General features: G+C 71.1%; 23 protein-coding genes. 12 read left to right on the forward strand and 11 right to left on the reverse strand.

Annotated elements, in window-relative coordinates; all coding sequences use genetic code 11:
* Positions 1-93: 93 nt before the first annotated feature.
* Positions 94-1,125, reverse strand: a complete 1,032-nt coding sequence (gene fbaA / locus DEU34_RS05005) for a class II fructose-bisphosphate aldolase (RefSeq protein ID WP_121149075.1) — start codon at positions 1,123-1,125, stop codon at positions 94-96.
* A 186-nt stretch (positions 1,126-1,311) separates the two neighbouring features.
* Between fbaA and glpX the strand changes: the two genes are divergently transcribed.
* Both glpX and DEU34_RS05015 read left to right on the forward strand, forming a co-directional pair.
* Complete coding sequence (glpX, locus tag DEU34_RS05010; RefSeq protein ID WP_121149076.1) at positions 1,312-2,301, forward strand: class II fructose-bisphosphatase; 990 nt, start codon at positions 1,312-1,314, stop codon at positions 2,299-2,301.
* 151 nt (positions 2,302-2,452) lie between these two features.
* On the forward strand, positions 2,453-2,704 hold the full coding sequence (locus tag DEU34_RS05015) for a UDP-N-acetylmuramyl pentapeptide phosphotransferase (RefSeq protein ID WP_121149077.1): 252 nt from the start codon (positions 2,453-2,455) through the stop codon (positions 2,702-2,704).
* A gap of 37 nt (positions 2,705-2,741) precedes the next feature.
* Here the strand turns inward: DEU34_RS05015 and DEU34_RS05020 are convergent, their stop codons facing one another.
* On the reverse strand, positions 2,742-4,022 hold the full coding sequence (locus DEU34_RS05020; RefSeq protein ID WP_121149078.1) for a DNA recombination protein RmuC: 1,281 nt from the start codon (positions 4,020-4,022) through the stop codon (positions 2,742-2,744).
* A 33-nt stretch (positions 4,023-4,055) separates the two neighbouring features.
* Entirely contained in the window at positions 4,056-4,661 is a 606-nt protein-coding gene (locus DEU34_RS05025) for an exonuclease domain-containing protein (RefSeq protein ID WP_121149079.1), read from the reverse strand.
* A gap of 152 nt (positions 4,662-4,813) precedes the next feature.
* Here DEU34_RS05025 and DEU34_RS05030 point away from each other — a divergent pair, with 152 nt between their 5' ends.
* The 3 genes from DEU34_RS05030 (at position 4,814) to DEU34_RS05040 (ending at position 7,320) form a co-directional block, all read left to right on the forward strand.
* Positions 4,814-5,563, forward strand: a complete 750-nt coding sequence (locus DEU34_RS05030; protein ID WP_121149080.1) for a class I SAM-dependent methyltransferase — start codon at positions 4,814-4,816, stop codon at positions 5,561-5,563.
* 61 nt (positions 5,564-5,624) lie between these two features.
* Positions 5,625-6,698: a redox-regulated ATPase YchF gene (ychF, locus tag DEU34_RS05035; RefSeq protein WP_121149081.1), complete on the forward strand. Its 1,074-nt coding sequence runs from the start codon at positions 5,625-5,627 to the stop codon at positions 6,696-6,698.
* Positions 6,699-6,735: 37 nt separating this feature from the next.
* Positions 6,736-7,320, forward strand: a complete 585-nt coding sequence (locus DEU34_RS05040) for a GNAT family N-acetyltransferase (protein WP_147424007.1) — start codon at positions 6,736-6,738, stop codon at positions 7,318-7,320.
* Positions 7,321-7,421: 101 nt separating this feature from the next.
* On the opposite strand, the gene DEU34_RS05045 is transcribed toward DEU34_RS05040, so the two are convergent.
* The gene (locus DEU34_RS05045; RefSeq protein WP_259460029.1) at positions 7,422-8,162 is read right to left on the reverse strand and encodes an AraC family transcriptional regulator; all 741 of its coding nucleotides are present in this window, start codon (positions 8,160-8,162) and stop codon (positions 7,422-7,424) included.
* 97 nt (positions 8,163-8,259) lie between these two features.
* Here DEU34_RS05045 and DEU34_RS05050 point away from each other — a divergent pair, with 97 nt between their 5' ends.
* Positions 8,260-8,682: a DUF2000 domain-containing protein gene (locus DEU34_RS05050; protein ID WP_121149083.1), complete on the forward strand. Its 423-nt coding sequence runs from the start codon at positions 8,260-8,262 to the stop codon at positions 8,680-8,682.
* Between the two features lie 22 nt (positions 8,683-8,704).
* On the opposite strand, the gene DEU34_RS05055 is transcribed toward DEU34_RS05050, so the two are convergent.
* Positions 8,705-9,358 carry a histidine phosphatase family protein gene (locus tag DEU34_RS05055; protein WP_121149732.1) on the reverse strand — a complete coding sequence of 218 codons (654 nt, stop codon included), beginning with the start codon at positions 9,356-9,358 and terminating at the stop codon, positions 8,705-8,707.
* 231 nt (positions 9,359-9,589) lie between these two features.
* Here DEU34_RS05055 and DEU34_RS05060 point away from each other — a divergent pair, with 231 nt between their 5' ends.
* Together DEU34_RS05060 and abc-f are read left to right on the forward strand one after the other, a co-directional pair.
* Positions 9,590-10,369 carry an alpha/beta fold hydrolase gene (locus DEU34_RS05060; RefSeq protein WP_121149084.1) on the forward strand — a complete coding sequence of 260 codons (780 nt, stop codon included), beginning with the start codon at positions 9,590-9,592 and terminating at the stop codon, positions 10,367-10,369.
* 33 nt (positions 10,370-10,402) lie between these two features.
* Positions 10,403-12,052, forward strand: coding sequence for a ribosomal protection-like ABC-F family protein (abc-f, locus tag DEU34_RS05065; protein ID WP_121149085.1), 1,650 nt, complete (start codon positions 10,403-10,405; stop codon positions 12,050-12,052).
* A 28-nt stretch (positions 12,053-12,080) separates the two neighbouring features.
* Here the strand turns inward: abc-f and DEU34_RS05070 are convergent, their stop codons facing one another.
* Positions 12,081-12,431, reverse strand: a complete 351-nt coding sequence (locus tag DEU34_RS05070) for a LysR family transcriptional regulator (protein ID WP_121149086.1) — start codon at positions 12,429-12,431, stop codon at positions 12,081-12,083.
* Positions 12,432-12,494: 63 nt separating this feature from the next.
* Between DEU34_RS05070 and DEU34_RS05075 the strand changes: the two genes are divergently transcribed.
* Positions 12,495-13,214, forward strand: a complete 720-nt coding sequence (locus DEU34_RS05075) for an SUMF1/EgtB/PvdO family nonheme iron enzyme (protein WP_121149733.1) — start codon at positions 12,495-12,497, stop codon at positions 13,212-13,214.
* Positions 13,215-13,355: 141 nt separating this feature from the next.
* On the opposite strand, the gene DEU34_RS05080 is transcribed toward DEU34_RS05075, so the two are convergent.
* Positions 13,356-14,738 carry a flotillin family protein gene (locus tag DEU34_RS05080; protein ID WP_121149087.1) on the reverse strand — a complete coding sequence of 461 codons (1,383 nt, stop codon included), beginning with the start codon at positions 14,736-14,738 and terminating at the stop codon, positions 13,356-13,358.
* Between the two features lie 139 nt (positions 14,739-14,877).
* Here DEU34_RS05080 and DEU34_RS05085 point away from each other — a divergent pair, with 139 nt between their 5' ends.
* Entirely contained in the window at positions 14,878-15,480 is a 603-nt protein-coding gene (locus DEU34_RS05085; RefSeq protein ID WP_121149088.1) for a hypothetical protein, read from the forward strand.
* Positions 15,481-15,496: 16 nt separating this feature from the next.
* Here the strand turns inward: DEU34_RS05085 and DEU34_RS16190 are convergent, their stop codons facing one another.
* From DEU34_RS16190 to DEU34_RS05100, 4 genes are all read right to left on the reverse strand, one after another.
* On the reverse strand, positions 15,497-15,658 hold the full coding sequence (locus DEU34_RS16190) for a hypothetical protein (protein WP_183042366.1): 162 nt from the start codon (positions 15,656-15,658) through the stop codon (positions 15,497-15,499).
* Positions 15,659-15,734: 76 nt separating this feature from the next.
* Positions 15,735-16,445, reverse strand: coding sequence for a glycosyltransferase (locus DEU34_RS05090; RefSeq protein ID WP_259460030.1), 711 nt, complete (start codon positions 16,443-16,445; stop codon positions 15,735-15,737).
* Positions 16,442-17,794 (reverse strand): PIG-L family deacetylase, encoded by a 1,353-nt coding sequence (locus DEU34_RS05095; protein WP_121149089.1) that lies wholly within the window; start codon positions 17,792-17,794, stop codon positions 16,442-16,444. Before DEU34_RS05095 ends, DEU34_RS05090 begins: the two co-directional genes overlap by 4 nt.
* Positions 17,791-18,822, reverse strand: a complete 1,032-nt coding sequence (locus DEU34_RS05100; protein WP_121149090.1) for an acyl-CoA dehydrogenase family protein — start codon at positions 18,820-18,822, stop codon at positions 17,791-17,793. Before DEU34_RS05100 ends, DEU34_RS05095 begins: the two co-directional genes overlap by 4 nt.
* 86 nt (positions 18,823-18,908) lie before the next feature.
* Between DEU34_RS05100 and DEU34_RS05105 the strand changes: the two genes are divergently transcribed.
* Positions 18,909-19,322: an arsenate reductase ArsC gene (locus DEU34_RS05105; RefSeq protein ID WP_121149091.1), complete on the forward strand. Its 414-nt coding sequence runs from the start codon at positions 18,909-18,911 to the stop codon at positions 19,320-19,322.
* 3 nt (positions 19,323-19,325) lie between these two features.
* Positions 19,326-20,516 (forward strand): chromate efflux transporter, encoded by a 1,191-nt coding sequence (gene chrA, locus DEU34_RS05110; protein ID WP_121149092.1) that lies wholly within the window; start codon positions 19,326-19,328, stop codon positions 20,514-20,516.
* Positions 20,517-20,526 lie beyond the last annotated feature (10 nt).

The raw sequence follows: 20,526 nt of genomic DNA on the forward strand, positions 1-20,526 counted from the left end.
AACGACCGCGAGACCCGTCCTCCGCGACGAAACCCCCGCAGAATGTCGGGGTCTCGCCGCGCAGAACGGGTCTCGCGGATGCTGCGGATCGGGTCAGGCGGCGAGGGACTTGCCGTGCGAGCCGAGCTGCTTCGTCGCCTCGACGACGCGGACGGCCATGGCCGACTCGGCGACCTTGCCCCACGCGCGCGGGTCGTACAGCTTCTTGTTGCCGACCTCGCCGTCGAGCTTCAGCACGCCGTCGTAGTTGGAGAACATGTAGCCGGCGATCGAGCGGGTGAACGCGTACTGCGTGTCGGTGTCGATGTTCATCTTGATGACACCGTTCGCCACGGCGAGGGCGATCTCTTCGTCGGTCGAGCCGCTGCCGCCGTGGAAGACGAGGTCGAGGGGCTTCGGACCGGTGCCGAAGCGCTCGGCGATGCCGGCCTGGATCTCGCCGAGCAGCTCCGGACGCAGCTTCACGCCGCCGGGCTTGTAGACACCGTGCACGTTGCCGAAGGTCAGAGCCGAGATGTAGCGACCCTGATCGCCGAGACCGAGGGCCTCGACGGCCTTGGTCACGTCGGCGACGGTCGTGTACAGAGCCTCGTTCGAGCCCTCGTGCTGAACGCCGTCCTCTTCGCCGCCGACGACGCCGACCTCGATCTCGAGGATGGCGTTGATGTTCTTCAGGCGCGGGAGCAGGTCTTTCGCGATCTGGATGTTCTCGTCGAGGGGCACCGCCGAGCCGTCCCACATGTGCGACTGGAAGATCGGGTTGCGGCCCGCGCGAACCTCTTCCTCGGACGCCTCGATGAGCGGGAGCACGAAGCCGGGGAGGGCGTCCTTCGGGCAGTGATCGGTGTGGAGCGCCACCGTGATGGGGTAATTCTTCGCAACCTCGGTCGCGAACTTCGCGAACGCCAGCGCGCCGGTCGCCCGGGCCTTGACGCTCTGACCGGCGAAGTAGTCGGCGCCGCCGGTGGTCACCTGGAGGATGCCGTCGGAGCCGGCCTCGGTGAGGCCCTGGAGGACCGAGTTGATGGTCTGCGAGCTCGACACGTTGATGGCCGGGTACGCGAAGCCGCCGGCCTTCGCGCGGTCCAGCATGTCGGCGTACTGCTCGGGTGTGGCGACGGGCATAGTCGTGCTCCTTGGGTTAGACGAGGGTCTTCGCTCAGCCTACCGAAGGGGGCCACGGCCCACCGGGAGGTCGTCGGCGCGACCGGATCGACGCCGGATGCTGTGTGGTTAAGAACTGCGATTCCTTCGTGTTCTTTCGGCGTCAATTCTCCAGATCGGTGTGATCATGCCGCGTAGGCTGGCCGCATGGTGAGCCTTACCGCGGACATGAGCCCGCTGCATCCCGACCGCAACCTCGCACTCGAGCTCGTTCGGGCGACGGAGGCGGCGGCGATCCGCGCCGTGCCGTTCGTCGGTCGCGGCGACAAGGAGGCCGCGGACGGCGCCGCCGTCGACGCGATGCGGGCGTTCTTCACGACCGTCGATTTCGACGGCACGATCGTGATCGGCGAAGGCGAGAAAGACAACGCCCCCATGCTCTACAACGGCGAGAAGGTCGGCAGCGGCCGGGGGCCGCAGTGCGACGTCGCCGTCGACCCGATCGACGGCACGACTCTCACCGCCGCGGGGCGCCAGAACGCGCTCTCGGTCATCGCCGTCTCCGATGCCGGCAGCATGCTCGACGCCTCGACGGTGTTCTACATGGACAAGCTCGTCACCGGTCCGGAAGGTGTCGGCGTCGTCGACATCCGGTTGCCGATCGGCGAGAACATCCGCCTCCTGTCGAAGGCGCTCGGCAAGCCCGTCGAAGAGATGGTGGTGTCGGTGCTCAACCGCCCCCGCCATGAGCAGCTCATCCAGGAGATCCGGGCGGCCGGCGCCGGGACCCGGCTGATGAGCGACGGCGACGTCGCCGGCGGCATCAACGCGGCCCGCCACAACGCGCGCACCGACATGTGCGTCGGGGTCGGCGGAAGCCCCGAGGGCATCGTGACGGCGTGCGCGATCAAAGCGCTCGGCGGCCACATCCAGGGTCGGCTGCGTCCGCGCGACGACGAGGAGCGCCAGAAGGGCGCCGACGCCGGGTTGAGGTTCGACGACTACGTCTACGAGGCCGACGACCTCGTGCGGGGCAAGAACACGATCTTCGTGGCCACGGGCGTCACGGACGGTCAGCTCGTGGGTGGGGTGCGCCGCGAGGGCGATTTCCTCTACACGGAGAGCGTCGTGCTGCGCGGGGCGTCGGGAACCCTCCGGTGGATCTCGTCGGAGCACCTCACATCGAAGTGGCTGTGACCGCTCGTTCGTGACCGCGCCGTGAGCGGCATCGACGCGCGGACCCGCCGTCGTGACCGAGTCGTGACGACCCGTTCGGGTGATGCATGGCAAAATTGACCCCGGTGTCAACGGCGATGCTTCCGTGATCACAGACGTGAGGGGAGTGGACATGTCCGCTCAGTCGAGCCAGTCCGCACCGCAGACAGGTGCCCAGGCCGTCGTCGCCGACGCCGTGGCACACGCCGCCGCAGCCGCGGCCGTTGCGGCTCCGATCGACCCCGCGCGTCGTCCCGATGTGCTGTTCCGCGTGCGTCGGGAAGAGGGCCACGAGCCGAGCGTCTGGTGGATGATCGGCGCATTCGTGGTCGTCTCCGGCGCCGTCATCTCGCTCCTGAGCTTCGTGCCCGGCGGAGCAGGCTGACCGACCCCGCTACGACGCCCGGCGCCACGTCGGCTCCCTAGAGCCGTCCGCGAACGTCGCCGAGGTCGGCGATCGTCGACGGTGCCGGATCGTCGAGGCCGTCGAGGAGTTCGGGCGCCGTCCACCGGCGCGTGCTGCGGTCGATCACCGCGGGGGCCGAGGCCGCCTCGAGGCGTGTGTCGTCGATACCGGGGAACTTGCGCGCGCTGACGAGCACACGGCTTTCGAGCGATCCCGCGAACTTGTTGTACGAGTCGACCGTGCGTTCGATCGCCCGGCGAAGGTCGTCGGCGTGACCGGCGAGGGTGCCGATGCGCTCGTACATCTCGGTGCCCAGGGCGAAGAGCTGCCGCGCCTCTTGCGAGACGTCCTGCTGCGTCCACGTGTAGGCCACGGTCTTCAGGACGGCCCAGAGGTTCACCGGCGAGGCGAGTGCGACCCGCTTGCCGAAGGCGTAGTCGAGCAGCGCCGGGTCGTGCTCGAGCGCGGCGGACAGGAGGGATTCGCTCGGGATGAAGCAGACCACGAACTCGGGACTGGAGGCCAAGCCCGACCAGTAGCTCTTCCTCGCTAGGGCGTCGACGTGCGCCCGCACGGCCCGGGCATGGCGGTCGAGCAGCGACGCACGTCGCGCGGCTTCCTCGCCCTGGGCGGTGAAGGGGATCGCACTCGCCTCGAGATAGGCGTCGAACGGCACCTTCGCATCGATCGCGAGCGTCTTATCGCCGGGGAGCCGCACGATCATGTCGGGACGCCCCGCGCCGGCGATCGTCGAGATCGTCGCCTGGGTGTCGAAGTCGACGTACCGCATGAGACCCGCCGCCTCGACGACGCGGCGGAGCTGCGTCTCGCCCCACACGCCACGGGTGCTGCTCGAGCGCATCGCCGACGCGAGAGCCTCGGTCGTCGAGCGCAGCGCCTCGTCGGATTCGTGCGAGCGCCGCAGCTGCTCGCTCAGCGATCCGAACTGCACCCCGCGTTCGCGCTCGAGTTCTTCGACCTTGCGCTGCATCGTCTCGAGGGAGTCGCGCACGGGGGCGAGCGCCCGCAGCACCGTCTGCTCACGACGCTCGCGTTCCTCGCGCGCGGCCTGATCGGCGCGCGCATGACCGGCGAGGTCGCGGTAGAGCAGCTGCTGGTGGTCGAGCTGCGCCTGCACACCGATCCTGGCCGCTTCGGCCGCGGCGAGCCGGGCCGCAGCATCCGCCTGATCGCGCACCGCACGCACGTTCGCGCGACTCGTGCCGACGACGAAACCGGCGACGAGGCCGAGGGCGACGCAGGCGACCAGCGTCAGGAGGAGAACAGGTGCGTCCATGTCGTCAGGATGCCGCAGCCCTCCGACATCGCCTCACGCCACGGCGGAGAGGGCCGAAACGGCGGGCTCGGCGACGGCGATCCGACCCATGCGCACGCCCGCGGATGCTGCGAGATCGGCGATGCTGCTCGCGCCGGCTCGCCGCGCGGCGTCGATGACGATGTGCGCGCACGCGAGGGAGTCGGCGACGGCGTCGTGGTGGTCGAACTCGCCGAAGCCCGCCTCGGCGGCCACGAAGGGCAGCCGGTACGACGGGAGATCGTAGGTCTTGCGCGCGAGCTGCAGGCTGCAGAGGTAGCGGTAGGGCGGGCACTCGTCGCCCGTCGCCTCGCAGGCCCGGCGCAGCACGGCCATGTCGAACCCGGCGTTGTGCGCGACGAGCACGTCGGCCCCCGCGAAGGCGGCCAACTGGGTGAGCTGGTCGGACCAGCCGAGGGCGTCGGCGCAGTGCTCGGGGCGGATGCCGTGGATGCCGATGTGGAAATCGAGGAACTCGTCGTGGCCCGGCGGGGGCTTGATCAGCCATCCCGCGGTGGCGACGACCCTTCCGTCGCGCACACGGGCGAGTCCCACGGAGCACGCCGACGCACTGCTGGAGTTCGCCGTCTCGAAGTCGATAGCGGTGAAGTCCAGGGGCACGCATCCAGCGTCGGATGCCGGGGTGGGCACCCGGGGGAGGCGCGCCGCTGCCGGCTCAACTCCGGACGCCGCCGGTCGCGGGAGCGGCGGTTCGCGGTGCGGGGGCCGAGACGACCGTTCTGATGCGGCGACGTCGGTCGTAGGGTCGATGCATGGCCGATCGCACGGAGATGTCGAGATCGTTCGGGGCCGAAGCCGCCGCGTATGAGGCCGGTCGTCCCGATTACCCGCTCGAGGCGGTCGAGTGGATGCTGGAGCCCATCCGTCGTCCGGGGCGCACGCCGCAGGTGGCCGACGTGGGGGCGGGCACCGGCAAGCTCACCCGCGTGGCCGTGGCGGCGGGGGCGGAGGTCGTCGCGGTCGATCCCGACGCCCGGATGCTCGACACGCTGCGCGCCCACGTCGCCGGCGTCCCGACCCACGCGGGCACGGCCGAGAACCTCCCGTTGGCCGGGGGTTCGCTCGACGCCGTGCTGGTCGCGCAGGCGTGGCACTGGGTCGACCCGGAGGTCGCCTCGGCCGAGGTCGCGCGCGTGCTCGGGGCCGGCGGAGTGCTCGGGCTCGTCTGGAATCTCCGCGACGAGAGCGTCGACTGGGTGCGCCGCATGACCGAGGTGATGACGCCGAGCAACGCCGAGCTGATGCTCGCCCAGGGCGCGCCGCCCGTCGGCCCGCCCTTCGGCGGGTTCGAGCATCGGCGCTGGACGTGGACCCGGCCCATGACGCGCGAGACGCTCTTGGCCATGGCGCGTTCGCGCAGCTACTCGGCGACGGTCGACGATGCCACCCGCGGCCGTATGACCGCGCAGCTCGGCGAGCTGTTCGACGACATCGGCGCGACGGGTGACGCGGTCGTCGAGCTCCCGTACACGACGGAGGCGTTCCGCTTCCTGCGCCCCTGACGGGTCGCCCGCGACGCGCGGGGGGAAGGGCGCAGCATCCGCCCGCCTAGACTTGGTGCCCGTGGCTCTTACCATCGCGATCGTCGGACTTCCCAATGTGGGCAAGTCCACCCTGTTCAACGCTCTGACGAAGAGCACGGTTCTCGCGGCGAACTATCCGTTCGCCACGATCGAGCCGAACGTCGGCGTGGTGAACCTCCCCGACCCCCGGCTCGACCAGCTCGCCGAGGTCTTCTCGAGCGAGCGCACCGTGCCCGCCGCCGTGTCGTTCGTCGACATCGCCGGCATCGTGCGCGGCGCGAGCGAGGGGGAGGGGCTGGGCAACCAGTTCCTCGCGAACATCCGGGAGGCCGACGCCATCGCACAGGTCGTGCGCGGATTCGCCGACGGCGACGTCGTGCACGTCGACGGTGCGGTCAACCCGCAGAACGACATGGAGACGATCAACGCCGAGCTGCAGCTCGCCGACCTCCAGACGCTCGAGAAGGCCATCACCCGGTACGAGAAGGAGGTTCGCGGCAAGAAGCTCGACCCCGCCGTGCTCGAGACGGCCACCGCCGCGCGTGACGCGCTGCAGCGCGGCGAGGTGCTCTCGGCCACGTCGATCGATCTGGCGCCGATCCGCGAGCTGGGTCTGTTGACCGCCAAGCCCTTCATCTTCGTGTTCAACGTCGACGAGGCGGTGCTGACCGATGCTGGGCGCAAGGCAGAGCTCGCAGCCCTCGTCGCTCCGGCCCAGGCCGTGTTCCTCGACGCGAAGATCGAGTCGGAACTGATCGACCTCGACCCCGAGGACGCCGCCGAGCTGCTCGCCTCGACCGGCCAGGACGAGTCGGGCCTCGACCAGCTCGCCCGCATCGGCTTCGCCACCCTCGGACTGCAGACCTACCTGACGGCGGGCCCGAAGGAAGCGCGCGCGTGGACGATCCCGCAGGGCTCAAAGGCCCCGCAGGCCGCCGGCGTCATCCACACCGACTTCGAGAAGGGCTTCATCAAGGCCGAGGTCATCTCCTTCGCCGACCTCCTGGAGCTCGGCTCGGTCGCCGAGGCCCGCGCGAAGGGCAAGGCCCGCCTCGAGGGCAAGGACTACGTCATGCAGGACGGCGACGTGGTGGAGTTCCGCTTCAACAACTGAGGTGTCGAGGCAGGGCAAGAGCGGTGTGGGTATCGACGTGACCGCTCCTGTGCTGCACCCGCTCGAGATCTCTGATCGTCCGGAATTCATCACGCGCCTGCAGGCCGCCTTCGATGCCGGTGCAGCCGCCTTCGGCAGCGAATCGGACGAGCCGGTGATCTCCGACGCGGAGATCCGGCAGTCGATGGATCAGCCGGGTGCCGCAACGTGGGACGTACGACACGACGGCAGACGCGTGGGCGGCGCCGTCGTCGCGATCGGGGAAGACGGGCGCCGAGCATCCCTGGACCTGCTGTTCATCGACACGGCCGAGCAGGGGAGAGGCCTCGGCCAAAGGGTGTGGGCCTGCATCGAGGCCCGCTATCCCGCCGTCGAGGTCTGGAGAACCATGACCCCGTACGAAGACACCAGGAACATCCACTTCTACGTCAACACCTGCGGCTTCCACATCGTCGAGTTCTTCCACCCGGGTCACCCCGATCCGGGCGAACCTCCTCGCGCCGGGAGCGCGGGCGAAGCATCCGGCGCGGATCTGATGTTCGCGTTCGAGAAGAGGCGTTCACCCGCAGACGACGCCCGCTCGGACAATGCCGCGGCGGCAGCAGGACGATCAGCACGATGAGCGGGCAGGCTCAGGACCATGTCGTCGTCTCATCCCCGGGCCGATGCCCCGGCGGGCGCTGGTGACGGGCGACGCGCCCGGTGTGCGGGCCAGGCCGCGGGTCAACGCGCGAGGGATGAGCGGAAACGGGCGGGCGTGGTGCCCAGCAGTTTCACGAAGTGCCTCGTGAGGTGCGCTTGATCGTGGAATCCCGCCTGAGCGGCCGCACGTGCGGGGCGGTGCCCGCTGATGAGGAGTTGGCGTGCGAGGTCGACGCGCCGCCCGGTGACGTAGCGATGGGGCGGCAGGCCGAAGGCCGCCACGAACGACCTCGACAGATGACTCGGATGACTGTTCAGCAGCTCGCTCGCCTCCGCGAGCGACACGGCGCCGGGCAGTCGTGCCTCGAGGAGCTCGCGGAGACGGCGGGCAAGGCCATGGTCGCGAAACGACGGGCCGGTGTCGTCGGCGCGTGAGGCGACAGCATCCGAGAGCTCGATGAGGGCCTGTTCCGCGGCGGGGCCTTCGCCGGGGGTCGCTAACGCCCGATGTGCGCGACGCGTGCCGGCCAGGAGATCGACCCGGGTGGGCCGGTCGACGACGGCCCCGATTCCGGACCGGGAGACCCACGACGCGTCGAGATACGCCACGCGCTTGGCGAAGCCGGCCGCGCCGGGAGCGGCGCGTCCGTCGTGGGCGACTCCCGGCGGAAGCAGCGTCGCGGCGGCGTCGTCGGCGATATGCGCTCGGCCGCCCAGGGTGTAGACCACCGCGCCTTCGTCGACCAGCATGAGCGCCCAGTCGGCGTGGGCGTGCAACGGATAGGCGTGGGTCGTCATCCGCGCGTGGAGGACTTCTCTCACCCCGGGCACCTCGGATGTCCACGCATGCATCTGGGTGCGCTCCGCCATGCGAGAAACGTACAAGACTCCGTGCGGCCCCGTGCCGGATCGTGGAGCCATGACCGACGAACCCGTGCGTTTTCCCACCCGCATCGCCCTCATCCTCCGCGACGATCTCGAGCCGTGGCAGAGCGTCAACGTGGCCGCGTTCCTCGCGAGCGGCGTCGCCGCTGACACCGGGCTGCTCGGCGAGCCGTATCTCGATGCAGATGGCACCGAGTATCTGGCGATCTTCGGGCAGCCAGTGATCGTTCTGGAAGGGGACGGCGACGTGTTGCAGGGCGTGAGGGCGAGAGCCGTGGCGCGTCAATTGCGGGTGTCGGTCTACGACCGGCGGATGTTCGGGACGACCCACGACGCGGCGAACCGCGAGGTCGTCGCCGCATCCGCCGGTGTCGACCTCGACCTCGTCGGTGTGGCCGTGCACGGGCCGAAGAACGCCGTGGATCGCGTCCTGAAGGGCGTTCCCCGCCACCGGTGAGGGCCCGGCGGCGGGGCGGCGGTCAGGACTCTGAGGGCTCCATGGGCAGTTCGAGTCCGTAGTTCCACGACATGATGGCGGGCTGCTCGCGGTAGAAGCTCAGAACCGACACCGATCCGGCATCCAGCGTGATCTGAGCCCCGAATCGCGGCGCCATCCGCAGGAACACCGCGGTCAGGATGCGGAGGAAGTGGCCGTGGGCCACGAGTGCCACGTCGCCGTCGACCATCGCCGGCAGCACGCGCGTCAGCACGCGTGACGCGCGACCGGCGACCTCTTCGACCGTCTCGCCCGGCGTCTCGCCGCGGATCACGCCGTGCGTGAAGGCGCTCCAGTTGTAGCCGAGCTCCTCGCGGATCTCGCGCGTCGTGCGGCCCTCGTATCCGCCGTAGTCCCACTCGACGAGCAGCGGATCGACCTCGGGTTGCAGGCCCGCGAGCTCGGCCGTGCGCCGCGCGCGCTCGAGGGGAGAGGTGAGCACGAGCGAGAAGTCGTACCCGGAGACCAGACGGCCGGCGCCGCGGGCGAGGTCCTCGCCGCGAGCGGTGAGGGGGATGTCGGTGAGTCCGGTGTGCTTGCCGCTCTTGGACCACTCGGTCTCGCCGTGGCGGAGGAGGACGAGCTTGCCCGAGGGGTTGTCGGGGGCGGGCCGGTCGGGCAGCGGGTCGTTGGTGATCACACCGCAACCGTACTGTCCGCCGGGGCGGGAACGGCGCCGATCGGGCGGGCGCTGCGACCCGCCGGCCATAACTCAGGATGAGAGGTGCGTCGCGGTGGCAAGATCCGCATGTTTCCAGGGCGCGCACGGGGCAGCGCAGCATCCATCCTGCGTTCTGGTCGGAAGGGGGAGCAGACGCCCGGTGGCCGGCGTCCGTCACCGGCCCCGGCGGTCGGGGAGAATGGGAGCATGACGATCAGCGCCCCGCAGACCTTCGAACCCGACGGCCGTTCCATCCCCTTCGTCGACGAGGGCGAAGGGCACCTGCTCGTGCTCCTGCCCGGTCAGGGTCTGAGCATCGCCTCGCTCGGCACGCTCGCGCACGTGCTCGAGGAGGAGGGCTTCCGCATCCTCCGCATCGGCGTGCGCGCGCAGGCGCCCGACACCGCACCGGTCACCCTCCACGACCTCGGCCACGATGTCGTCGACGTGCTCGACCACCTCGGCATCGGTCAGGCCTGGATCGGCGGCCACGGCTTCGGCAGCACGCTCGCGCGCGTGATCGCCCGCGACCACGCCGACCGCGTCGAGGGCCTCGTGCTGCTCGGCGTCGAGGGGTCCGACCCCGTCTCCGCCGAGGTGTCCGCCGCTCTCGACTCGGCCTTCGCCGCGCAGACGGCGGCCGAGGCGAAAGACGCCATGCGCGTTCTCGCGGGCGAGGCGGTCGACGCGGACTTCGCGTGGAACGTCTTCTCGCGCCTGCGCGACGACGAGGCGCGCGCGCTGCAGGCGGCCGCACGGGCGGCCACCCCCGTCGAGGACTGGGAGCCGCTGGCCGAGCGCATCCCGGTGAACATCATCCAGGGCACCCACGACCGCATCGACCTTCCCGAGACGGCCGAGAAGTTGCGCGCGACGGCCCCGACGCGGGCGAGCCTGGCGAGCATCGAAGGCGGCGGGTACCTCGCGGTGATCACGCACCCGGGCGAGATCGGCGCCGAGATCGAGGACTACCTCGGCTGGGATTGACCCGCCCCTCGGACGCACACGACAGGACACAAGATGACCGCGACACTCGTCGCTCGCGGTGTGGCCGGCGGCTACGGCCACCGCACGCTCTTCGACGCGCTCGACCTCACGATCGCCCCGGGCGACGTCGTGGGCGTCGTCGGGGCGAACGGCGCCGGCAAGTCCACGCTGCTGCGCCTTCTCGCCGGAGTGGACGAGCCGCAGGCCGGCACCATCACCCTTGCGCCCACCGACGCCTTCGTCGGGTGGCTGCCCCAGGAGCACGAACGCATCCCCGGTGAGACCGTCGCGCAATACGTCGGACGCCGTACCGGCTGCACACGGGCGACGCAAGAGATGGATGCTGCGGCCGCCGCGCTCGCCGATCCGACGCCCCCGGACGGTGCCGACCCGGCCGACGTCTACTCGGTCGCGCTCGAGCGGTGGCTCGCGAGCGGCGCGGCCGATCTGGACGAGCGGATCCCGGCGGTGCTCGCCGACCTCGGCCTCGATCTCGCGAGCGAGACCGAGATGACGTCGCTGTCGGGCGGTCAGGCGGCGCGGGTCGGACTCGCGGCCCTGCTGCTGTCGCGGTTCGACATCGCCCTTCTCGACGAGCCCACGAACGACCTCGACCTCGACGGTCTGGAGCGGCTCGAAGCCTTCGTGCGCGGCCTGCGGGGCGGCGTCGCGCTGGTGAGCCACGACCGCGAGTTCCTCGCGCGGTGCGTCACTCGGGTGCTCGAGCTCGATCTCGCCCAGGGGTCGAACCGTGTGTTCGGCGGCGGGTACGACGCGTATCTCGAGGAGCGCGCGACGGTGCGCCGTCACGCGCGCGAGAAGTACGACGAGTTCGCCGATAAGAAGGCCGATCTCGTCGCCCGCGCGCGCACCCAGCGCGAGTGGTCGAGCCAGGGTGTGCGCAACGCGATGAAGAAGGCGCCCGACAACGACAAGATCCGGCGGAAGGCCGCGACGGAGTCGAGCGAGAAGCAGGCGCAGAAGGTGCGTCAGATGGAGAGTCGCATCGCGCGCCTCGACGAGGTCGAGGAGCCGCGCAAGGAATGGCAGCTCGAGTTCACGATCGGTGCGGCGCCGCGTTCGAGCTCGGTGGTCTCGACGCTGAGTTCAGCCGTCTTCACGCAGGGGGCGTTCGCGCTCGGTCCGGTGTCGTTGCAGGTCAACGCGGGGGAGCGGATCGGTATCACGGGGCCCAACGGCGCCGGCAAGTCGACGTTGCTCAGGGCGCTCCTCGGGCGTCAGGAGCCCAGCGAGGGAACGGCGAGTGTCGGTGCCAACGTGCGCATCGGGGAGATCGACCAGGCCCGTTCACTGCTGGCGGGCACCCAGCCTCTAGCCACGGCCTTCGAGGCGTTCGTGCCCGATATGGGGTCGGCGGACGTGCGCACGCTGCTGGCGAAGTTCGGACTCAAGGCCGATCATGTGAGCCGACCGGTCGACGAGCTGTCACCGGGCGAGCGCACGCGAGCGGGGCTGGCGCTGCTGCAGGCGCGGGGCGTGAACGTGCTGGTGCTCGACGAGCCGACGAACCACCTCGACCTGCCGGCGATCGAGCAGCTCGAGCAGGCACTGGAGTCGTACGACGGAACCCTGCTGCTCGTCACGCACGACAGGCGGATGCTGGATGCGGTGCAGACCGACCGCCACTGGCACGTCGACGGCGGCCGGGTCACCGAGGCATGAGGCCGCGAGGCATCGGGGTCTGACCTGGTCAGCGCCCCTGGCGTTTCTTGAACGGCTTCGGCTGCCCCTTGACCACGGGGGCCCGCCCCGTTCCCTTCGAGGCCTTCGCCTTGCCGCCCGCGGGTGCGGGCGCGTTGCCCGACGAGACGGGGGTCTCGGCGATCTGCCGGCGGGCCTCGTCGAGGAACAGCTCGCCGGCGGGTGTCAGGGTCGTCTTGCCGTTCGCCTTCGTGAAGAGCGGGTGCCCGATCTCGGTCTCGAGCTTCTGGATCGCCGAGTAGAGCGCGGGGAGCGAGATGCCGAGCGATTCCGCGGCGCGCGGGAAATGCAGCTCTTCTGCGGCGGCGACGAACCGCACGAGGGACTTGAGACGGCTCACCTCTCGAATCTAGCCTGGCGACCGGCCCGCCCCGACCCGGTGGCCGCGTGGCAGACTGCCGAGGTGACAGACATCGAGATGGCCCGGATCGGCGGAGGGGCTGTGGTTCTGTACGACGCCCGCCTCGAACGACGGTGGACGGCGGAGCTCGAACCCTTCGAGATCGGCGTCTACCCGGTCACCCAGGAGCAGCTGTCCGAGATCATCGGCGCCCCCTCGCCCCACCCGCGACGGCCCGCGACGGGGGTGAGCTGGCTACGCGCGATCCGGTTCTGCAATGCGGCCTCGGAGTGGGAAGGGCTCGACCCCGCCTACTCGTTCGACGGTGAGGAGGTGACCTGGCATCTCGATTCCGACGGCTTCCGGTTGCCGACCGAGGCGGAATGGGAGTTCGCCTGCCGCGCCGGTTCGACGGGCTCGCACTACGGCCCGCTGCGCGAGGTCGCGTGGACGAGCGTCGACGGGGTGACGTCTCCGCAAGACGTGGGCGCGAAGCATCCGAACCTGAACGGACTTTTCGACACGCTCGGCAACGCGTGGGAATGGTGCTGGGATCTGCTCGACCCGGCTCGCTACGGCGAGTACCGGGTGTTCCGAGGCGGCGGGTTCGCGGACGATGCGTTCACCGTGCGTGCGTCGACGCGACGCGGAGGGCATCCTCGAGAGGGCCAGGACGACGTCGGATTCCGTCTCGCGAGAGGCGGATTCGACGGTACGGATGCTGCGCAGGGGTGGTCGGCGGCGCTCGATGCCGAACGCGGCGCGGCCGGAGACTCGCGCTAACGAATCTCACAGCCGCCCGTGTCCCCCATATGGGGGACAAGACACTAGAGTATTCCGAGTTGGGCAACCCTCACTGCCCCTTCTCAAAGGACGCCCCCTCCTGGGCGGCGAGGGTTGCCCGACTTCCGGCAGGGCCCGGCTTCAGGCGTCGGCCGGGGCGGGAGCCGCCTCCGGCGCTTCGCCCGGACGGCGGGCAGACGCATCGGCGAACGCCTCTCCCACCGCTCGGCCCTGGATGATGGCGGTCAGGTCGATTCCGGTCGCCGCGCGCACCGCGTCGAACGATGCGCGAAGCCCCGTCGCCGACTCGGTCGCGAGGTGCCCGCTGGCGCCCTCGCCACCGAGCACGGTGATCGAACCGACCTTGTCGTACCCCTTGGCGAACTCGCTCATCATCGGCACGAGCGTCTCGAGCGCCCGCTGAGCGAGAAGCGCCTGCTGGTTGAGCGAGAGCGCCTCGGCCTCGGCGCTGATCGCCGCGGCTCGGGCCTCACCGGTCAGACGGAGGGCGTCGGCGTCGGCTTCCGCCTTCAGGCGCACGGCCGTCGCCTCCTGCGCCGCGATCTGCGCGCGCGCCTCGGCCGCCTTGACCTGCGCGTACGCCTCGGCGTCGGCCTCCTGCTTGCGCTGGTAGAGGTCGGCGTCGGCGACGCGGCTGACCTCGGACTCCAGGCGGGCCTGGGTGTTCTGAGCCTCCTGGACGAGCACCGCCTGCTGGCGCTCGGCGCGGGCGAGGGCCTCGGCCTGCTCGGCCTCGGCGTTCGCGCGGCCGACCTCGGCCTTGGCGGCGGCGTTGTTCTTGTCGAGCGCGGTCTGCTCGATGAGGTTCGCCTCGTCGGTCGCGATCTGTCGGGCCCGGATCTCGCGGACGGCGTTGATGCGGGCCACCTCGGCCTCGCGCTTCACGCGCTCGACCTCGGTCGCACCCAGGGCGGAGATGTAGCCGTTGAGGTCGGTGATGCCCTGGATCTGGAACGAGTCGAGGATCAGACCCTGCGACGAGAGGTCTTGCTTGATGCCCTCGGCGATCTGATCCGACAGGCGCTGCCGATCGCGCATGAGCTCTTCGACGGTCAGCGTGGCGACCACGCCGCGCAGCGCGCCCTCGAGCTGCTCGGTGGTGAACTGCTCGATGGCCTTGTCCTGAGAGGCGAAGCGCTCGGCCGCTCGGCGCACCGACTCGGGGTCGGAGCCGATCTTGACGAGGGCGACGCCGCTCACGTTGACCGTGACACCCGTCGACGACTGGGCGGTGGGCTCCATCTTGATCTGGCGGGCGCGCAGCGAGATCATCTCGGCGCGCTGCGTGAGCGGGTTGACGATCGCGCCGCCGCCGGTGATGACGGTGATGCGCGACGAGGTCACGCCGTCGGTGCTGCGCTGACGCTTACCGACGATGACGAGGGCTTCGTCGGCCTTCGCCACGCGGTACCACGCGCGGATCAGGAGGGCGATGAGGATCAGGGCGACGAAGGCCACCCCTACTCCGATCAGAACCAGAATTCCGATTCCTGCGATTTCCATGGGGTCTCTTCCGTCGTGCGTCGATAGTCGACGCGGCGGTATGCCGGCCACGTCCAATCTATCCGTCGCCTATGACACGGAGTCAATCGGGGCCACGGAACGCTCACGCCGCAGCGGTGGGCGGCCCTAGAGTGGCCGCATGATCCGTCGTCGCGTCATCGCCCTCAGCGTCGCCGCCGCGGCGACCGCTCTTCTCCTCGCCGGATGCGCCGGCGGCGCCGATCCGAGTGGGAGCCCGTCGTCGTCGGCCTCGCCGACGGCGACGTCCGCCCCACCGACGCCCACGTCGACACCCTCACCCACGGCCACACCGACTCCGACGACCTCCGCCGAGACGCTGCCGACGGATTGCGCGCAGCTCGGCTCCGCCGCGACGCGCGCGGAGACGGTCGGCGACATGACGCTGCAGAGCAACGGAGAAGGCTTCACCCGGCCCGCGCCCGAGGGGGCGACGCTCGCTCTCGGGTGCGATTGGATCGTCGGCGAGGGGGCAGGGGTGCTGCTGCTCATCAGCACCGCGCCCGCAGCGAACGTCACCGCTGCACTCCCGGGCCTCGCGTCGGAGGGATACACGTGCCAAGCCGCGGAAGACTTCGGTGCTCAGTACTGCCTGCTGCCGGGGAACGGCACCGACACGGAGGAGGCGATCGTCGCTCGCGACGACGTCTGGATCTATTACGCGACGGTGAACCGCAACGGCCGCGCCCTGCTGTCGGAGATCGTCTCGGGCATCTTCGGCTGAGGGCGCGGGCCGTGTTCTAGCGGCTCGACGCGTCGCCGAGGTCGGTGTCGGTGTATTCGCCGGGGGTCACGTCGTCCTTGTGCGTGTCGCGGCCGTCGGGCGTCTCGACGTCGGTGTATTCGCCTTCGTCGGTGGTCTCGCGCTTGGCTGCGTCTTCGGGGTGCTTGTGGTCGGTCATGGCCGCCTCCTCGGGGTATGAGGTCTCGAACGCTACGCCCGGGGTCCCCGGCGCGCACGCCCTTGACACATCTGCGTCAACCGTCGGCGGACGCCGCGAGAGCGACGAGGTCTTCGCGCAGGTATCGCGCGTACCCGCCCGGGGTGCGCCCTTCCGAACGCCCGCTCGTGACGACGTTGGCCCGTGCGGAGGCGATGACCGTCGCGCCGAGGGAGCGCGCCCGATCCACGATCATGACGTCCTCGTGCTCGGGCACGGGCGCGAAGCCGCCCGCGGCCCGCAGCGTCGATGACCGGATGCCGAGGTTGGCGCCGTGCACGGCCCCGTTCGCGACACCGATCTCGTAGGTCGCGAGCCACGCACGGCGCTGGTGATCGTCGAGGTCGCGCAGGTCGGGGTGGACGGTCCCGACGACGACGTCGGCACCGGCCGCGGCGAGATCGAGCTGGTGCGGGAGCCAGTTCGGCGGCACCACGGAGTCGGCGTCGGTGTGCGCCGTCCACAGGCGTTCGGGGTCGATGCCGGAGAAGACGGCGCTCGCCGCCGCGGCCCCCGCGGCGCGGGCCGCGCCGACCTTCCCCTCTTCAATGACCACGGTGGTGACGTCGTGCCCCGCGGCGATCGCCGCAGACAGGTCGGTGCACGCATCGAGCACGACGACCACGGCCACGGGCACGTGGCGCACCGATCGAATGGAGACGGCGACGGAGCGCAGGCAACCGCCGAGAAGCTCTTCCTCGTCGTGCGCGGGAACGATGACGGCGATCGCGTCGATACCGTGACTCACGCCAGACCCTCCCTCTCGGCAACGGACCCCGGCGCGGTCGCGAAGACCTCGAGCACGAAGTCGGCCTCCTCGTGGCGCGCGGTCCGGTGCAGGCCCAGCGAGCGAGACAGCTCGTGATGCACGCGGTCACCGGTCGTCGCCGCGTCCCCGATGCGACGACGCCAGTGGCACGCGACGACGACACCGTCGTCGGTGAGTGACGCCCGGATGCGTCGCGCGAGCAGGTCCCTGTCGTCCGCGCCCAGGTAGTAGGCCAGTTCCGACACGACCACGAGGTCGAAGCGTCCGTGAGGCCAGGCGCCCGGAAGCAGGAACTGCTCGACCCGCACGTTCTCGAGGTCGCGGGTGCGCTCCGCCGCCGCGCGCACCGCGGGCTCGGAGGCGTCGACGGCGAGGAGATCGTCGCACCGACCGGCGAGCTCGGCGGTCAGGACGCCGTTGGCGCACCCGAGTTCGAGCGCGGTCACAAACGACGCGCGCGGGAGCGACGCCCGCAGCACCGCGCGCTTGCGCGCTTCGTACCAGCGCGACTCGAACCCCCACGGGTCGTCGTGCCGGCGGAAGAAATCGTCGAACGCGGCGATGTCGGCGCTCGTCTCCTCGGTGAGGGGAGCGCCGATATACACCTCCTCGTCGCGGAGGAAGTGCGCGCGCATGCCGTCGTGCACGATCGCCTCCCCGCCGGGGAGGGGTGACAGTGGCTCGACCTGTGTGCGGTGACGGGCGATCGCTCCCGTCTTCGCGGTGCGCTCCGCGTCGGTCAGGTGCAGCACCCGCCAGCCGGATGCGTCGACGGCATCGGGCGTCGCCCAGTGCCAGAGCCAGATCGGATAACCCACCACCTCGACCATCGGCGCACCCAGCTCGAGCGCGATCTCTCCGAGCACGCGGTGATCGCGGTGGCCGTCGCCCCACCAGGGCGCCGCGACGAGCACCGCGCGGTCCGGGAACTCCGACAGCACGGCGGCGACGCGCCGGGTGATGTCGGCGCGCTGCTCGTCGACACGCCCGTCGTCGAACCCGAGGAAGACGAGCGCCGCCGACGGGGCGAGATCGGCGATCGCGTCGACCGCCTCGCGCCGCCGCTCGCGCGCGAGGTCGCGCTCGTCGCCGAGGAGGGGATGCGACGCTCCGCCGTCGGTGACCACGACGACCGTGACCGGGATGCCGACGGCGTGGCACCGCGCGACGAGGCCGCCGGCGCCGAGCGTCTCGTCGTCGGGGTGCGCGGCGAGGACGACCACGGCGTCCGCGTCGAGCCGCAGCGGGGGAGCGGAGCGCCAGGGCGCAGCATCCGCCCACGTCTGCTCGAGCGTCCCGGGGTCGCGATGGTCGAAGGCGACGCTCACGATGCGACCAGCCTGCGGCCGAGTCCCGCGAGGTCGCGCCGTCCGTGATGCTGCCGCAGATAGATGCGCAGGTCGGCGATCCTGCGTGCGAACGGTTCGTCGGTCGTGAGCGGGGCGGGTCCGAGCGCCTGCTCGGCGAGTGAGACGATGCGCTCAGCGGTGTCGGCGACCGTGGCGCGCACGCGGTGGGCGAGCACCGCCGGCGCGTCGACACCGCGGCCGGCGCGCCGCGCCGCGTCGGTGAGAACCGCGCGGGCGGCCCACGACGCGGCATCCGCCTCGCCGGCGTACGCCGCCGCGAGCTGGTCGGCTCCGTCGCGCGCCGCGGCTTGCGCGAGCGCATCCGTCAACGGAAGGGAGGCGCCCCACCACACGGCGGCCACGCCGATACCGCCCCAGGCGAACCCGGGCCGCCGGAGGTACCACCCGTCGTCGCCGACCGGCGCCGCCGCCGCATCGTCGAAGTCGACGGGCGCGCTCACGACCTGCGCGAGGCCGCGTGAGACCCAGGGGCCCGCGTGCGGGTGCACGCCGGGGGCGCGGAGATCGACGGCGAAGAGCCGACGTTCGTCGGGCCCCGTCCAGGCCGTCACGAGCGCGTGGCTGAGATACGACGCCAGGGAGCACCAGGGCTTGGTGCCCGAGAGCACCCACCGCCCCCCGCGCGCGAAGGCGCGGACCGAGACGTCCTTCCCCTCTGCGGCGAAGACCCCCCACGTCGCGTCCTCGCCCGCGACCGCGTCGGTGCTCGCGGCGCCGGCACGGGCGGCCTGCGCGAGGATCTGCAACGCATCGACGTGGGGCTCCAGCATCCGCGCTCCCGCGACGTCGACCGCCGCCGCGGCGGCGAGCGACTCCCATCCCTCGGAGTGCGGTGCAGACGCGACGTCGGAGCCGATCGAGCGCACCCACGCGAGCGTCGCGTCGACGTCGAGGCCGAAGCCGTCGGCCGCGCGCGCCGACCTCGAGATCGCGGCCGCGAGATCCGACGGACCCTCGAGGCCGAGGGTCACATCGACGTCGTCCATGGCGCGAGCCTAAGCGCGGGTGAACTCTCGGTGTCCGGCATTGCCCGTTGCCTCGCCGGCTGGTAGCCGCCAGGCATACTGGACACGTGACTACACCCACCGTCCTGTTCGTGTGCGTTCACAACGCCGGCCGTTCCCAGATGGCCGCGGGCTACCTGCAGGCCCTCGCCGGCGACCGGATCGACGTGCGCTCGGCCGGCTCCGCCCCCAAGGACGAGATCAACCCGGTCGCGATCGAGGCCATGGCCGAGGAGGGCATCGACATCGCGGGCAACGCCCCGAAGGTGCTCACCGTCGAGGCCGTCCGCGAATCAGATGTCGTGATCACCATGGGTTGCGGCGACGCGTGCCCGATCTTCCCCGGTAAGCGCTACGAGGACTGGGAGCTCGGCGACCCCGCCGGTCAGGGCATCGACGCGGTCCGCCCCATCCGCGACGAGATCCGCGCGCGCGTGGAGACGCTCATCGCCTCGCTCGTGCCGGCTGCACCGCACGCCTGAGCCGTGTCCCGATCCGGGTCGGCCGCCGAGGTGTTCGGCGTCTTCGCCAAGCTCGGGTTGACCTCGTTCGGCGGACCGGTCGCCCATCTCGGTTACTTCCGCGACGAGATCGTGACGAGGAGGCGGTGGATCGACGACGAGCGCTACGCCGACCTGGTCGCGCTCTGCCAGTTCCTCCCGGGCCCGGCCTCCAGCCAGGTCGGCTTCGCGCTCGGAATGCTGCGTGCCGGCGTCGCCGGGGCGCTCGCCGCCTTCATCGCGTTCACCCTGCCGTCGGCGGTGCTGATGATCGCCGCCGCCTACGGGGCGGGCGTGATGGGCGGACCCGTCGGAGGCGGGATCGTGAACGGGCTGAAGATCGTCGCGGTCGCCATCGTCGCCCAGGCGGTGTGGGGCATGGCCAAGACGTTGACGCCCGACCGCCAGCGCGCGGCGATCGCCGTCGTCGCGGCCGCGGTCGCGGTGCTGCTGTACGGCGCGGGCGGGCAGGTGCTCGCGATCGTGATCGGAGCGCTCGCCGGCCTGTGGCTCTGCCGCACGGGGTCGGAGCCGGGGGCGGGGATGCTGCGGTTCCCGGTCTCGCGGACGGTCGGGTGGATCTGCCTGGCGCTCCTCGTCGCGCTGCTGATCGGGCTGCCCGTCGTGGCCGCTCTCGCGGGCGGCGGCGCGGTGTCGCTCTTCGACGCGTTCTTCCGGGCCGGGGCGCTGGTCTTCGGCGGCGGACACGTCGTGCTGCCCCTGCTGGATGCGGGTGTGGTGTCGACCGGGTGGGTCGCGGCCGACCGGTTCGTCGCCGGCTACGGACTCGCGCAGGCGATGCCCGGACCGCTCTTCACGTTCGCGGGGTACCTCGGCACGCTCTCGTCGGTCGGACCGGGGGGTGTGGCCGGCGGCGTGATCGCGCTCGGGGCGATCTTCCTCCCGGGCTTCCTGCTGCTGGTCGGCGTGATGCCGTTCTGGAACGTCCTGCGCGCCCGCCCGTGGGCCGGTGCGCTGCTGCGCGGCGCGAGCGCCGCCGTCGTCGGCATCCTGGCGGCCGCCCTGTACGACCCGGTCTTCGTGTCGGGCGTCGTCGACGGCGGCTCGTTCGCTCTCGCCCTCGTCTGCTTCGTGCTGCTCGTGTCGTGGCGGGTCGCACCGTGGATCGTCGTGCTCGTCGGCGCCGCGGGAGGCGTGCTGCTCGCGTTCCTCTGAGCCGCGCCGG

Source organism: Microbacterium sp. AG1240 (assembly GCF_003635115.1).
GTDB lineage: Bacteria > Actinomycetota > Actinomycetes > Actinomycetales > Microbacteriaceae > Microbacterium.

Coding starts and splice junctions, on each gene's coding strand:
- fbaA (WP_121149075.1), bottom strand. CDS start 1,125: ATGCCCGTCGCCACACCCGAGCAGTACGCCGACATGCTGGACCGCGCG.
- glpX (WP_121149076.1), top strand. CDS start 1,312: ATGGTGAGCCTTACCGCGGACATGAGCCCGCTGCATCCCGACCGCAAC.
- DEU34_RS05015 (WP_121149077.1), top strand. CDS start 2,453: ATGTCCGCTCAGTCGAGCCAGTCCGCACCGCAGACAGGTGCCCAGGCC.
- DEU34_RS05020 (WP_121149078.1), bottom strand. CDS start 4,022: ATGGACGCACCTGTTCTCCTCCTGACGCTGGTCGCCTGCGTCGCCCTC.
- DEU34_RS05030 (WP_121149080.1), top strand. CDS start 4,814: ATGGCCGATCGCACGGAGATGTCGAGATCGTTCGGGGCCGAAGCCGCC.
- DEU34_RS05050 (WP_121149083.1), top strand. CDS start 8,260: ATGACCGACGAACCCGTGCGTTTTCCCACCCGCATCGCCCTCATCCTC.
- DEU34_RS05060 (WP_121149084.1), top strand. CDS start 9,590: ATGACGATCAGCGCCCCGCAGACCTTCGAACCCGACGGCCGTTCCATC.
- abc-f (WP_121149085.1), top strand. CDS start 10,403: ATGACCGCGACACTCGTCGCTCGCGGTGTGGCCGGCGGCTACGGCCAC.
- DEU34_RS05080 (WP_121149087.1), bottom strand. CDS start 14,738: ATGGAAATCGCAGGAATCGGAATTCTGGTTCTGATCGGAGTAGGGGTG.
- DEU34_RS05085 (WP_121149088.1), top strand. CDS start 14,878: ATGATCCGTCGTCGCGTCATCGCCCTCAGCGTCGCCGCCGCGGCGACC.
- DEU34_RS16190 (WP_183042366.1), bottom strand. CDS start 15,658: ATGACCGACCACAAGCACCCCGAAGACGCAGCCAAGCGCGAGACCACC.
- DEU34_RS05100 (WP_121149090.1), bottom strand. CDS start 18,822: ATGGACGACGTCGATGTGACCCTCGGCCTCGAGGGTCCGTCGGATCTC.